We start from the raw sequence: 13,858 nt of genomic DNA, 5'->3' as shown, positions 1-13,858 counted from the left end.
CACGCTCCCGATACTTTCTCTTCTTTTCTCTCTGGAAGGCTTTTGATGACACCGCTCTCATCCGCCATGCCGGCCCTGGCGCCGGATACTGCCCCCATTTGCGATCCGGTGACGTTGGAGATCATCCGCGGGGCGATCATGGCCACCCAGCGCGAAATGGAAGCGCTGATCGAGCGCACGGCCATTTCCGCCTTCATCCGCGAAAAGAAAGACTTTTATACTGCCCTCTTCGACGAGCGCGGCGTCATGGCTGTGGGTTCGATGGTCCCGATCTTCGGTGATCTCACCTCGCCAGTCTTCGAGCATTTTCCGCGCGAAACCATGAAGCCGGGCGATCTCTACTGGTACAATGACTGCTATGGCTCGAAGGGCGCCGTGACCCATTCGAACGACCAGGTGCTGCTGGCGCCGGTCTTCCATGGCACCCGCCTCTGCGCCTTCGTGATGAGCTGGGCCCACTTTGCCGATATCGGCGGCCTGCACCCCGGCTCGATCAGCCCCGATGCTACCTCCATCTATCAGGAAGGCATCATCATCCCGCCGACCAAGCTGATCGATGCCGGCGTCGTCAACGAAGCAACCCTCGCCATCTTCCACCGCAATTCGCGCTTCCCGGCCCAGAGCGAAGGCGACATGTCCGCGCTCATGGCCTCGGTGAAGCTCGGCGTCACTCGCGTTGCCGAAGTCGTCGCACGCCACGGCGCCGATACGGTTTCCGACGCTCTCGCCCAACTCCTCGACCGCACGCGCACCCTCGTGCGCCGCCGCCTCGCCGAAACTTTTGATTACGGCACCTACAAGTTCTCCGACCAGATCGACAGCGACGGCCACGGCAATGGTCCGTTCAGCCTGCGCTTCGCCATCACCCGCGAAAAGGGCGCCAATGGCGAAGATCGCTTCATTTTCGATGCGACCGAAAGCGACGACCAGGCGCCCGGCCCGGTCAACCTGATCATGAACAAGGGCGTGCCCGGCATGGCGCTGGGGCTCTATTTCCTCGGCGGCGACCCCAGCCAGGTGGTCAATGCCGGTGGCCCGCTCGCCATCGATGAAGTGCGCCTGCGCGAAGGCTCCATCGTCCAGCCGCGTTTCCCCGCTCCGCTCGGCATGCGTGGCCTCACCATGATGCGCATGCTTGCCGTGCTCAACGGCCTCGTCAACCGCGGCAAGGGTGGCGCCCCGGCGGCGCATTCGGCCTATGTCGTCACCATCATGCGCGGAACCTTCGGCAAAGAAACCGGCACGCCAAAGCCGTTCCTCCTCGCTGACGGCATCGGCGTCGGCTATGGCGCCCGCGACTTTGCCGATGGCATCGACGCGGTCTATTTCGTGGCGCAGGAAAACTATCCCGTCGAATTCCTCGAAGGCGGCTATCCGATCCGCCTGCGCCAATATGGCGTCGTGCCCGATTCCGGCGGCCCCGGCCGCTTCCGTGGCGGCACCGGCATCATCCGCGAATATGAAATCCTCGCCGATGAAGCGCTCCTCGCCATCCGCATCGACGGCGTCAAGAACCCACCCTGGGGCTATGCCGGCGGCATGTCCGGCGGCGGCGGCTCAATCGTCGTCAATCCCGGCACGCCCGAAGAGCGCAAGATCCCGCCGCTCTCGGACGGCACCGCCCTCAAGAAGGGCGATATCCTGCGCATCCGCACCGGCGGCGGCGGCGGCATGGGCCACCCCTATGATCGCCCGGCCGAACGCGTGCTCGAAGACGTCCGCGGCGGTTTCGTCACCGCTGAAGCAGCAAAAACCTTCTATGGCGTCATGATTTCAGACGATCAGCTCGACGTCGAAGCCACAGCAAAGCTGCGCGCCGACCGTCCGGCCATCAAACCCTTCCACCGCAATACCTATATCGATGAGCTCGCCTGATATGGCCACGGAAAACCCAACCAATCTCGCCGTTGCCGTTGATATCGGTGGCACCTTTACCGACGTCGCGCTGGTCGACGGCGCCGGCCGCTCCTGGCGCGCCAAGACTCCATCCATCCCTTCCGATCCATCGGAAGCCTTCCTCAACGGCATCCGCCTTGCCCTGCAGCAGGCCGGTGCTTCGGCTGCCGATCTAGATCAGGTGCTGCACGGCACGACCGTTGCCACCAATATGATCCTTGAAGGCAAGGGCGCGCGCACTGCGCTCGTCACCACGCGCGGCTTCCGCCACGTGCTGGCGATCGGCCGTCAGGACATTCCGCGCAAGGCGAACCTCTATACCTGGGTCAAGCCGGTTCCCCCGGTGCCATCGAGCCGCATTGTCGAGATCGACGAACGCATCGCTGCTGGCGGCGCCGTGCTCGAAGCGCTCGATGAAGCGACCGTTCGCGCCGCCGCCGAAAAGATCCGAGGCATGAACGTGCAGGCCGTCGCCGTCTGCCTCATCCATGCCTATGCCAATCCGGCGCATGAGCGGCGCGTCGCCGAAATCCTGCGTGAGGAACTGCCGGGTCTCGCCGTCACCGTCTCCAGCGACGTGCTGCCCGTGGTGCGCGAATATGAGCGCAGCCTCACCACCGTGCTCAACGCCACGGTCATGCCGGGCGTCACCACCTATGTGAAAAACCTCGAAAAACGCCTCGACGACGAGGGCGCAACCCCGCCGTTGATGCTGATGCAATCCAATGGCGGCGTTGCCGGCGCCCCGAAAATCCGCGTCGCCCCGGCCCTCACCGCTCTTTCCGGCCCCGCTGCCGGCGTCGTCGGCGCCCGCGCCGCGGCTGCCGCCTGCGGCATCGAAGACATCATCACCAATGATATCGGCGGCACGTCGGCCGATATCTGCCTCATCAAGGGCGGCCAGATCGGCCTCACTCAGCACGGCGCGGTCGGCGAATGGCCGCTGGCCCTACCCATGGTCGACATGATCACCATCGGCGCTGGCGGCGGCTCGCTCGCCCGCATCAAGGACGGCGCTCTTACTGTCGGCCCCGAAAGCGCCGGCGCCCGTCCGGGTCCGGCCTGCTACGGCCATGGTGGCACCGAGCCGACCGTCACCGACGCCCATGTCGCCCTCGGCCAGTTGCCGGCCCGCCTCCTCGGCGGCAGCATGGTGCTCGATGTCGAAGCGGCCAAGCGCGCGGTGATGACCATTGCCGAACCACTCGGGCTCGATCTCGAAACCGCCGCCCGCGGCATTCTCGCCATTGCCGACAACCACATGGTCGGCGCCATGCGCGTCGTCTCGGTCGAACGCGGCCACGATCCGCGTGATTTCACCCTCGTGCCCTTTGGCGGCGCCGGCCCCCTTCATGGCTGCGCCCTCGCGGATCTTCTCGGTATCAAGAGGGTGTTGATTACCCCTGCCCCCGGCGTGCTCTGCGCTGATGGCCTCCTCGCCGCCGATCTCAAGTCGGAATTCTCTCGCGCCATGGCCATTCCCGGCGCCATGGACCCGACGGCGACCGAGCCGATCATTGCCGAACTCGAAGAGCAGGCAAAAGCCTGGCTCGATGAGGAAGATGTTGGCGCCGAAGCCCGTGTCATCGAACGCGTGGCGCTGATGCGCTATGCGGGACAGGGTGGCGAAATCGCCGTCGCCTATGCCGCCAATCGTGCTGAAGTCGAAGCCAATTTCCAGACCGCCCACAAGGCGCTCTACGGCTTCAATCTCGGCGCGCAGATCGAACTCGTCACCCTGCGCGTTCATGCGAGGGGCCTTGCCGCCGTGCCGCCCGCTGTGGAACTCGCGCCCGGCACAACGCCGGCGCCGGAAGAACACACGGCCGTCAGCATCAATGGCAAGCAGGTCGATGTACCCGTTCTCGATCGCGCAAAACTCGGCGCCGGTGCGACCTTTGCCGGTCCCGTCATCCTGACCCAGCTCGACACCACGACCTTCGTCGCCGCCGGCTGGCAGGGCAAGGTGCATGCCTCGGGCGGTATCATCCTCACCAAGGAAGCAGCATGACCTCGCCCACGCTGAGCCCGGTCTTCTCCCATATCGAAGCCCGGCACGACGAATATATCGCCCGCCTGATCGACTATGTGCGCAACCCATCCATCAGCGCCCACAATATCGGCATCCGCGAAGTCTCAGAACTTCTCGTGAAAATGCTGGGCGACCTAGGCATGGAAGTCGAGGCGATCCCGACCAAGGGCCATCCCTTCGTCCTCGCCCGCTACAATGTCGATCCGGCAAAGCCCACGGTGCTGCTCTACGGCCACTACGACGTGCAGCCGCCCGATCCGCTGGAATTGTGGGAAAGCCCGCCCTTCGAGCCGACCATTCGCAACGGGCGCATCTATGCCCGCGGCGTTGGCGACAACAAGGGCCAGCACTTTGCGCAGATCATGGCCATCGAGGCGCACCTCAAGGTGCATGGCACCTTGCCCTGCAACGTGATCTTCCTCCTCGAAGGCGAGGAAGAGATCGGCTCGCCGCAGATCGCCGACTTTGTCAGGGACTATAAGGATCGGCTCAAGGCCGACTTCGTGGTCACCGCCGATGGTCCCCTGCACGAATCCGGCAATTCGACGCTGACCTATGGCGTGCGCGGCATGACCTCGTTCGAGCTGCGCGTCCGCACCGCTGCCCGCGATGCCCATTCGGGCAACTATGGCGGCGTCATGCCCAACGCCATCTGGACGCTGGTGCATCTGCTTTCGACCATGAAGACACCCGATGGCCGCATCACCATCGATGGCCTTCACGACCAGATCATTCCGCCGACCGAAGCCGATATCGCCGCGACCAAGGCGCTGCCGCTCGATCTGGCGGAATACATGGCCAATATGGGCCTGACGCGTCTCGATGAACCCGCCGATCGTCCGTTCTGGGACCGGTTGATGTTCCATCCGACGCTGACCATCAATGGCCTTCACGGCGGCTATGGCGGGCCGGGCACCAAGTCGGTCCTCCCCTGCGAGGCCGTCGCCAAATGCGACATCCGCCTCGTCGAAGCCATGACGCCCGAACACGTCTATGCCTGCGTCAAAGCCCACGTCGCCAAGCATGCGCCCGAAGTGGAAGTGATCACCTATGGCTCCATGCTGCCCTCACGCACGCCGCTGGACGATCCCTGGGGCAAGCTCATCCAGGAAGCCATTGTCGAAGCCCGCAACGAGCAGCCGCTGGTCTATCCATCGGCCGGCGGCAGCCTCCCAGACTATGTCTTCACCAAGGTGCTCGGCGTCCCGGCGTTCGTCATGCCCTATGCCAATGCCGACGAAGCCAACCACGCGCCCAACGAGAACATGGAAATCGACCTGTTCCTCAAAGGCATCCGCACCGGCGCCGCGCTTCTCGACCGGCTCGGCCGGGTCTGAACCATTTCACGCATGAAAAAGGCAGCCGGATCGCTCCGGCCGCCTTTTCTGTTTTCTAGGCGCTGAGTGCTTCCGCTTCTTGCACTGGATGGTAGCAGGCAACTCCGCTGAGGCCCGCCGCATCGGTATGCCGCTTCATTTGCGGCTCATTCGTGCGGCACTCGTCCGTCACCCGCGGGCAGCGCGGATTAAACCGGCAACCGGGCGGCGGATTGACCGGATTGGGTGGCTCGCCACGCGTCGCCTTGCCACGCGCGAGACGGGCCCGCGCAGGATCAGGCTCCAGGGCCGAGCCACGCAGTGCCACGGTATAGGGGTGATTTGGCGTCACCAGCACACGATCGGCACCGCCCTCTTCAACCGCACGGCCGAGATACATCACCATCACCCGATGGGAGATGGCGCGCACCACGGCGAGATCGTGGGCAATGAAGATGATCGCAATGCCGAGTCGCTTCTGCAGGTCGATCAGCAGGTTCACCACCTGCGCCTGAACCGACACGTCGAGCGCCGAAACCGGCTCGTCGCAGACCAGAACCGAGGGCTCGGCCGCCAATGCACGGGCAATACCGATACGCTGACGCTGCCCGCCTGAAAATTCATGTGGAAAACGGCTCGACGCGGCGGGATCGAGACCCACTGCCGTCAAAAGTTCTTCAACCCGTGCAGTGCGCGCCGCGCCCTTGGCGAGCCCATGCACGTCGAGCGGTTCGGCCACGATATCGAGCACGGTGCGGCGCGGATTGAGCGACAGATAGGGGTCCTGAAACACCATCTGCACTTGCCGGCGCAGTGCGCGATCCCGCTTGATCGGAGCGCCACGGAAGAGGATTTCGCCTTCGTCGGGCGTTTCCAGCCCCACCAGCATGCGCGCCAAAGTGGACTTGCCACAGCCAGACTCGCCCACAACGGCCAGCGTTTCACCCGGCATAACGGCCAAACTAACGTCTTTAACAGCCTGGAACGGCTTGCCGAACACGGCGCCACCGGCACGAAAAGTCTTGGAGAGGCCACGGGCTTCAAGGATCGGTTCAGCCGACATGGGCGGTCTCCACCAGCGGATAGTGACAGGCGCGGCTACGCCCCGGAAGATCTCCGATAAGTTCCGGGCGAACCTTGGTGCACAATTCGCCCAGATGCGTGCAGCGCGGATTGAAGGCGCAGCCCGGTGGTGGCGCAATCAGATTGGGTGGCGAACCCTTGATCGGCTCGAGCTTTTCCACCGTCTCGATCCGTGGCGCCGAAGCCATCAACGCAGCCGTATAGGGGTGCGAAGGCGCCCGGAAAATGTCGTCGACACTACCGGTTTCCACCAGCCGCCCGGCATACATCACGGCCACTCTTTCAGCCATGCGCGCCACGACGCCAAGGTCGTGGGTAATGAGCAGGATGGCCATGCCCAATTCGTCGCGCAGCTCGTCCAAAAGGTCCAGAATCTGGGCCTGGACGGTTACATCAAGCGCCGTCGTCGGCTCGTCTGCAATCAGCACTTCGGGCTTCAGCGCAATGGCCGAGGCGATGAGAATGCGCTGCCGCATGCCGCCGGAAAACTGGTGCGGATAGTCGTCGATGCGCTTGTCGGCCGAGGCCAGATGCACCGAGCGCAACAGCTCGATCGAGCGCTCCCGCGCCTCCTTTTTCGAGACGTTGAGATGGGTGCGATAAAGCTCGCCAAGCTGGTCGCCGATCGACAGAACCGGGTTGAGCGCCGAGAGCGCATCCTGGAACACCAGGCTAATCACACGCCCGCGCAGCTTGCGTTTCTGCTCCTCGTCAGCAGTCAGCAGGTCATGCCCCGCCAGCTCCATGCGCCGCGCATTGATCGTCGCATTACCGCGGACAATGCCCATCACGGCACGGGTCGAAACCGATTTTCCCGAGCCGGATTCTCCAACCAGCGCCAGCACTTCGCCGCGCTTGAGGTCAAACGACACATCGCTGACCGCTTTCACGTCACCGCGCATGGTGCTGAAGCTGACATCGAGCCCTGACACCGAAAGCACTGGGCGCTCGTCTGCCTGTTTCGTCATCAGTGACACTACCTCGCTCAGAAATTGTACGACAATCCTTGACACGGCTTTGAGCGCATCGCAACACTTGGGTGCCAATTCAACAGCGAGACCATGATGATCCGCAATGTTAGGAATGCTTTGACCCGTCGTTCCGTCCTGATGGGCGGGGTCGTTATGGCCATGGGGATGGCCAGCCTGAGCCCTGCTTCAGCGCAGGACGCAGCCAGCCGTATCGTCATCGGCACCACCGCCGACGTCGTCAATTTCAACCCGCTCGTCGGCAATAGCCGTTCGGATACCTGGGTCACGAACCTGATGTATCCGCGTCTGATGCAGATGACGGACAAGGGCTCCAAGGATCCCTACGTCGCCACCGAATGGGGCTATTCCGAGGACGGCCTGACCGCCTGGATGGACATCCGCGGCGACATGACCTGGAACGACGGCACGCCCTTCACGGCTGACGACATCGTCTTCACCGTCACCGCAGTCACCACCGAAAAGATCGGCGTGACGGCAGGCCTCATTCCTTCCTTCGTCAGCGCCACGGCAGTGTCGCCGACCCGCGTCGAATTCACGCTCAGCCGTCCGGACTCGACCTTCCTGACCAATATCGGCTTCTGGATGCCGATCGTTCCCAAGCACGCCTTCCCCGAAGTCGGCCAGGTCGCAGCCTTCGCCAATGACAAGGATTGGGTGAGCGCTGGTCCCTTCATCCTGACCGAAGTCAATGCCGGCCAGAACTACCTGCTGACCGCCGTCGACAATTACCCGCTCGTTGAAGCGGGCAAGGCGACCGTCGATGAAGTCGAATTCCGCGTGTTCCCCGATGTGAACGCCCAGGCCCTCGCCCTCCGCGCCGGTGACCTCGATCTCATCGCCAACTCGCTGCCGGCCCCGATTGCCCGCACGCTGCAGGGTCAGCCGGGCATTACGATCGCCCAGGCGCCATCGCTCGGCTGGTCGCACGTGCTCTACAACATGACCGACGAAGTGCTCTCCAAGCTCGAAGTGCGCCAGGCTTTGGCTCATGCCGTGGACTACGAAGCCATCCGCACCATCGCCATGCAGGGCCTTGCAACCTCGACCAATTCCTCGGCCGTGTCGCCGGTCCTGAGCTACTGGGCCGATCCGGAAGCTAAGGAATATGCCTTCGATCCGGAGCTTTCCAAGAAGATCCTGACCGATGCCGGCTATACCGACGCCAATGGCGACGGCTTCTTCGACGGGATCGAATTCGATCTCCTTTACGAACAGAGCGCGGCAGATATCGCCAACTGGGCCCAGATCATGAAAGACGGCGCTGCCAAGGCCGGCATCAAGATCAACCTGACCGGTCTCGAGCGCAACACGTACCTGGCCCGTGGCCGCGAGAAGGACTTTGACATCTACGCCGGCAACTGGGCGGTGATGGAAGAGCCGGCCGCCTATCTCGGCCTTGCCTACCGCACCGGCGGCTTCATCAACTACGCTTCGATCTCGGACCCCGACCTCGAAAAGCTGATCGACGAAGCCCAGGCTGCAACCACGCCGGAAGCCGTCAAGGTTCCTGTCCAGGCAGCTGCAAAGCTGATCTCGGAAAAGGTCTACGACAACGTGCTCTACTACCAGACCTTCCAGTTCGCCTATAACAGCGACAAGTGGGAAGGTTTCGTGATCCAGCCTTCCGACCTGCTCTCGCTGGTCAATCCGCTGTCGCTGGCTTCGGTCAAGCCCAAGAACTGATCCAGTAGAGACCTGATAACGTGCATCTCACCGGCTACTTTCTGCAACGTTTGATACGTGGATTGGTGACCTTCTGGTTCGCCGTGACGGTTACTTTCTTCCTCGTCCGGCTTTTGCCGGGTGACCCGGTGCTGGCTGTCGCCGGCCCAGGCATGACCGAGGAAATCCGTCAGACGCAGCTTGAGCTGTACGGACTGGACCGCCCTCTGGCGGTCCAGTACTTCGCCTATCTGCGCGAGCTCGTTCAGGGCAATCTGGGCGTCTCGTTCCTGCGCAGCCAGCCGGTGAGCCAAGTCTTGATGGAGCGTCTCCCGTGGACGCTCCTTCTTACAGGGTCGGCGCTTCTTCTCACGGTGATCCTCGGCGTGCCGCTTGGCGTCCTGGCGGCTACCCGTGCCCGCGGTTGGGTCGATCAGGTCGTCCAGATCACCGGCGTCGTCGGCCAATCGCTCTTCGTTCCCTCGCTCGGTATTCTGCTCCTTTACACCCTCGGCCTCATGCTCGGCTGGTTCCCCATAGGCGGGGCCGTCAAATCGGGGCTAACGGGTGTTTCCTATTATCTCTCGGTCGTGCACCACCTGATCCTGCCCAGCTTTACGCTCGTTCTGGCGCAACTCGCCTCCTATGTGCTGACCCTGCGCGCCACCCTGATCGAAGCTCTGGGCGAAGAATATTGCGACCTCGCCCGCGCCAAGGGCACGCGCGAAAACAAGGTCATCTGGAAGCACGCCCTGCGCAACGCGCTCCTCCCCACCACGACCCTGATCGGCCTGCAGATCGGGTTCCTCGTCGGCGGCGCCGTGCTCACCGAAACCATCTACGCCTATCCCGGCGTCGGCCGCGCCATTTACGAGGCCGTGGGCCAGCTCGATTTCCCTGTGCTGCAGGGCGCCTTCGTGCTGCTCGCCGCCACGGTGGTCATTGCCAATCTCCTCACCGACATCGCCTACGGGCTCTTGGACCCGCGGGTGCGCGCCTGATGACCATGACCAATACTTCTACGACGGCGCCCACCCTGGCCCCAGCCGACCTCAAGCCCGCTCAGCGCACCTGGCGTGCCTTCCGGCGCAATCCGCTCGGCATGGGTTCGGCCGCCGTCATCCTGATCATGGTGCTCATCGCCCTCCTTGCCCCGCTGCTGGCAGAATTCCCCAGCGGCTACGGCATCGAAATCCTGATGCCACCCTCCGCCGCCCATCCCTTCGGCACCGACGATCTCGGCCGTGACGTGCTGGCCCAGGTCATCTGGGGCACCCGCATCAGCATGATCATCGGCTTCGCCTCGTCCTTCCTCGCCATTCTCATCGGCGTGGCTTTGGGCATCCTCGCCGCCTATGCCAAACGCCTCGATGCGCCGATCTCCATGATGGTCGACGTCTCCCTCGCCTTGCCCGTGCTGCCGCTGATGATCCTCGTGGCAGCGCTCGTCGGCCCTTCGGTCACAACGCTGGTCGTCGTCATCGCGCTCTTCTCGTGGCCCGAGGTGACCCGCATCGTCCGCTCGCAGGCGCTGTCGGTCACCCGCCTCCCCTATGTCGATGCGGCCCGCACCATTGGCGGCTCGCATTTCTGGATCATGACCCGCCACCTGCTGCCCGCCGTTGCGCCGATCATCGTCGTTTCAGTGGTGCTCACCGCCTCGCGCGCCGTGATGTCCGAAGCTGGCCTCTCCTTCCTCGGCCTTGGCGATCCGGAAAGCTGGTCCTGGGGCAAGATCCTCTTCAATGCCCAGCGCTCCGGCGCACTCACCGTCGCATGGTGGTGCACGCTCTTCCCCTCGCTGGCCATTCTTCTTCTGGTCGTCTCTTCGACCCTGATGTCGATCGCCTACAACGACGCCCGCAATCCAAAAACCCGGGAGAACTGAGCCGTGAAGCAACGCCTTTCGCGCGACACCTATGCGCGCATTCAGGATGGACTGCGCGCCCGCATGGCCGCCCAGGGGTTTGACGGCCTCCTGGTCGACGACCACCACCACGTCGCCTATCTCAGCGGCTTCTTCCATTTCCCCAATGAACGACCTGCCGCGATCTGGCTGACGGAAAAGGACTGCATTCTTCTCGTCCCGGCGCTCGAAGCCGACCACGCCGAGAAGCAGAACACCGCTGCCGAATTCGTCGTCTATCCCGAATATCCCGGCATCGAGGACGCCTTCTCGATCCTGCTGTCAAAACTGAACCCCACCGGCCGCATCGCCTATTCGCCGACGACGCCTGTTGGCCGGGTCAGAAAGTTCGAGCAGTTTGCGCCCAATGCCACCTGGGTCATGTCCGAAATCGTCGAGGACGCGCGGCTCATCAAATTCCCCGAAGAGATCGCCCTTCACCGCGAAGCGGCACGCATTTCCGACGCCATGGTAGACGCGGGCCTCCGGCTTATCTGCGACGCCCTTGCCGCCGGCACGCCACTCCCCAGCGAGGCCGAACTCGCCCGCCACGTCACCAGTTTCGGCACCAAGACCATGTATGCCGAACACGAAGACGTCGTCGTCGGCCAGATGCTGGCCGGCGGTCTCGTCTATACCGGCAAGAATGCCGCCCTTCCCCATGGCCTGCCCTCGGCAGAACGGGTCAAGCCCGGCGAAACCTTCATCCTCTCACTCGGCTGCGCCGTTGGCGGCCGCTTTGCCGAGAGCGAACGCACCTTCGTCATGGGCGAGCCCACGGCCGAGCAGCGTCGCTATTTCGAAGTCGCTACCCGCGCCCAGGCCATCGGCACAGATGCACTGATCGCCGGCCGCCCCTGCTCGGAAGCCAATCGCATCTGTCTCGATGTCATTCGCGAGGCCGGCATGGCGCAATATCTGCGCCACCGCCAGGGCCACGGCATCGGCATTTGGCTGCATGAGCCGCCGTGGATCGCCGATGGCGACGACAGCCCGCTGCAGCCGGGCATGATCGTCTCGTCCGAACCGGGCCTCTATATCCCCGGCCATGGCGGCTATCGCATTTCCGACACGGTGCTGATCACCGAGACGGGGCCGGAGCGGCTGACCAGCCATCCGCGCACCATCGACGAATGCATCATCGGCTGATCGCTGGATTTCACGACTAAGAGGAGACTGGAATGGACGTCACCATCAATGGCGCGCGCCTGAACATCGAAGTTCTGGGCGGCGACGACAAGAACAAGCCGGCGATGATCGTTCACCACGGCGCCCCTGGCCTTGGCAGCCATGCCGAACCCAAGGCCTCCTTCGGCCCCTTCTCCGACGAATATCGCGTCGTCGTCTTCGACGCCCGCGGCAGCGGCGCGTCCGAAGACAAAGCCCCCTTCACCCATGAACAATGGGCGGCCGACGTCGATGCCATCCGCGAATGGATCGGCGCCGAAAAGATCATCATGGCCGGCGGGTCCTATGGCGGTTTTATCTCGATGGAATATGCCATCCGCTATCCCGACCGCGTCCTCGCAATGGTGCTGCGCGACACCTCGGCCGACAACGCACACCGCGAACTCTCGCGCGCCAATGCCCTCGCCTCGCCGCGCATCGAGGTCGATCTCGACCTCTTCAACCGCATCATGGCCGGCACGACCCGAGACAACGAAGACCTCAAGGCCGCCTGGGCGCATATCCTGCCGCTCTACGACCATGACCTCGACATGGACAAGGTGCATGCGCGCGTCGCCAACACGCCCTATCACTATGCGACGCACAATTTTGCCTTCGCCGTGAACCAGGAAAACTACGACCTCAAGCCGCATCTGCCCGGGATCAAGGTCCCGACACTGATCACCGTGGGTCGCCACGATTGGATCACCCCGGTCGCTGCTTCCGAAACCATCCATCGCCTTATTCCCGGCTCGGAACTGGTCATCTTCGAAAATTCGGGCCACGCTCCGCAGGTCGAAGAAGCCCCGAAATTCCAGCAGACGGTCCGCGACTTCCTTCGCCGCGCCCTCGGCAAGGCCTGACAGGCCAAACCCAAGACCGGCGCTAACATGCGCCGGTCTCGGAGAAAGAATGACGGCCCAGCCTAGACAGCGTCGAACTTGCGCACGAAATGGCCCGGCTGCACTTCCACGACTTCCGGCGAAGCTTTTCGCGCCAGCGCCCGCACCGCCTGGGCTTCGCTCGCGAAAGATTTTGCACCCGTGCCATCGAGCTTAATTGCAGGGTCCGGCACGGCCGAGAGCAGCAGTTTTGTATAGGGATGCTGCGGATTGGAAATCACTAGGTTCGGCGCCCCCCATTCCACGACCTGTCCCGCATACATGATGGCAATGTCATCGGCGATGAACTGCGCCGTCGCGATGTCATGGGTGATGTAGAGGAAGGTGATCGAGCGCGTCTCCTTCATCCGCCGCATCAGGTCGAGCACCGAGCGGCGGATCGACACGTCGAGCATCGAAGTCGGCTCGTCGGCAATGATCAGCTCCGCGCCCACGGCCAGGGCCCGGGCCAGATTGACGCGCTGACGCTGCCCGCCCGAAAGCTCATGCGGATATTTTTCGAGCGTCACCGAGGGATCAAGCTCCACATCGGCGCAGACCTCCTGCACTGCACTATCGAGTGCCTCGCCCCGCAGCTTCTTGTGCAGCATCAACGGCCGCTCGAGATGATGCCGGATCGTATGCGCCGGATTGAGCGCCGAGAACGGGTCCTGAAACACCATCTGCACGCTGCGCAGATAGTCGAGCTTGTCGGCACGCGAGCGCATGCCGGCAATATCCCGCCCCTTGAAGGCAATCGTGCCCGAGGAGAGTTGGAAGAGCCGCGCCACGGCCCGGCCGAGCGTCGATTTGCCCGATCCGCTTTCCCCCACCACGGCCAGCGCTTTGCCCGGCCGGATGGAGAGCGAGATATTGTTGAGCGCCACCACTTCATGGGCCGCGCCCAGCATGGGCTTCATGTG

11 protein-coding genes are annotated in these 13,858 nt (G+C 63.4%); 8 read left to right on the top strand and 3 right to left on the bottom strand.

Going from position 1 to position 13,858, the window contains the following annotated elements:
- Nucleotides 1–45: 45 nt before the first annotated feature.
- From J7557_RS07020 to J7557_RS07010, 3 genes are read left to right on the top strand one after another with little or no spacing between them, the layout of a single operon-like run.
- Nucleotides 46–1,875, top strand: coding sequence for a hydantoinase B/oxoprolinase family protein (locus tag J7557_RS07020; RefSeq protein ID WP_291418718.1), 1,830 nt, complete (start codon nucleotides 46–48; stop codon nucleotides 1,873–1,875).
- A gap of 1 nt (nucleotide 1,876) precedes the next feature.
- On the top strand, nucleotides 1,877–3,907 hold the full coding sequence (locus J7557_RS07015; RefSeq protein ID WP_291418716.1) for a hydantoinase/oxoprolinase family protein: 2,031 nt from the start codon (nucleotides 1,877–1,879) through the stop codon (nucleotides 3,905–3,907).
- Nucleotides 3,904–5,265, top strand: coding sequence for a M20/M25/M40 family metallo-hydrolase (locus tag J7557_RS07010; protein WP_291418714.1), 1,362 nt, complete (start codon nucleotides 3,904–3,906; stop codon nucleotides 5,263–5,265). The genes J7557_RS07015 and J7557_RS07010 overlap by 4 nt, the downstream gene beginning before the upstream one ends.
- Before the next feature lie 55 nt (nucleotides 5,266–5,320).
- Here the strand turns inward: J7557_RS07010 and J7557_RS07005 are convergent, their stop codons facing one another.
- Nucleotides 5,321–6,307, bottom strand: a complete 987-nt coding sequence (locus tag J7557_RS07005) for an ABC transporter ATP-binding protein (RefSeq protein ID WP_291418712.1) — start codon at nucleotides 6,305–6,307, stop codon at nucleotides 5,321–5,323.
- Nucleotides 6,297–7,295: an ABC transporter ATP-binding protein gene (locus J7557_RS07000; RefSeq protein WP_291418710.1), complete on the bottom strand. Its 999-nt coding sequence runs from the start codon at nucleotides 7,293–7,295 to the stop codon at nucleotides 6,297–6,299. Before J7557_RS07000 ends, J7557_RS07005 begins: the two co-directional genes overlap by 11 nt.
- 120 nt (nucleotides 7,296–7,415) lie before the next feature.
- Between J7557_RS07000 and J7557_RS06995 the strand changes: the two genes are divergently transcribed.
- Genes J7557_RS06995 through J7557_RS06975 form a run of 5 tightly spaced genes read left to right on the top strand, consistent with a single transcriptional unit; the run spans nucleotide 7,416 to nucleotide 12,917 of the window.
- Nucleotides 7,416–9,002, top strand: a complete 1,587-nt coding sequence (locus tag J7557_RS06995; protein WP_291418708.1) for an ABC transporter substrate-binding protein — start codon at nucleotides 7,416–7,418, stop codon at nucleotides 9,000–9,002.
- 20 nt (nucleotides 9,003–9,022) lie between these two features.
- Entirely contained in the window at nucleotides 9,023–9,982 is a 960-nt protein-coding gene (locus J7557_RS06990) for an ABC transporter permease (protein WP_291418706.1), read from the top strand.
- Complete coding sequence (locus J7557_RS06985) at nucleotides 9,982–10,869, top strand: ABC transporter permease (RefSeq protein WP_291418704.1); 888 nt, start codon at nucleotides 9,982–9,984, stop codon at nucleotides 10,867–10,869. The genes J7557_RS06990 and J7557_RS06985 overlap by 1 nt, the downstream gene beginning before the upstream one ends.
- Nucleotides 10,870–10,872: 3 nt before the next feature.
- Nucleotides 10,873–12,036 carry a Xaa-Pro peptidase family protein gene (locus J7557_RS06980; RefSeq protein WP_291418702.1) on the top strand — a complete coding sequence of 388 codons (1,164 nt, stop codon included), beginning with the start codon at nucleotides 10,873–10,875 and terminating at the stop codon, nucleotides 12,034–12,036.
- A gap of 32 nt (nucleotides 12,037–12,068) precedes the next feature.
- Complete coding sequence (locus J7557_RS06975; RefSeq protein WP_291418700.1) at nucleotides 12,069–12,917, top strand: alpha/beta hydrolase; 849 nt, start codon at nucleotides 12,069–12,071, stop codon at nucleotides 12,915–12,917.
- A 62-nt stretch (nucleotides 12,918–12,979) separates the two neighbouring features.
- Here the strand turns inward: J7557_RS06975 and J7557_RS06970 are convergent, their stop codons facing one another.
- Nucleotides 12,980–13,855: an ABC transporter ATP-binding protein gene (locus J7557_RS06970; RefSeq protein ID WP_291418967.1), complete on the bottom strand. Its 876-nt coding sequence runs from the start codon at nucleotides 13,853–13,855 to the stop codon at nucleotides 12,980–12,982.
- Nucleotides 13,856–13,858: the final 3 nt, after the last annotated feature.

Source organism: Devosia sp., assembly GCF_017744655.1.
Classification (GTDB): domain Bacteria; phylum Pseudomonadota; class Alphaproteobacteria; order Rhizobiales; family Devosiaceae; genus Devosia.
Note: the sequence above shows the minus strand (reverse complement) of the source record. Positions and strands in the feature narration are given on the sequence as shown.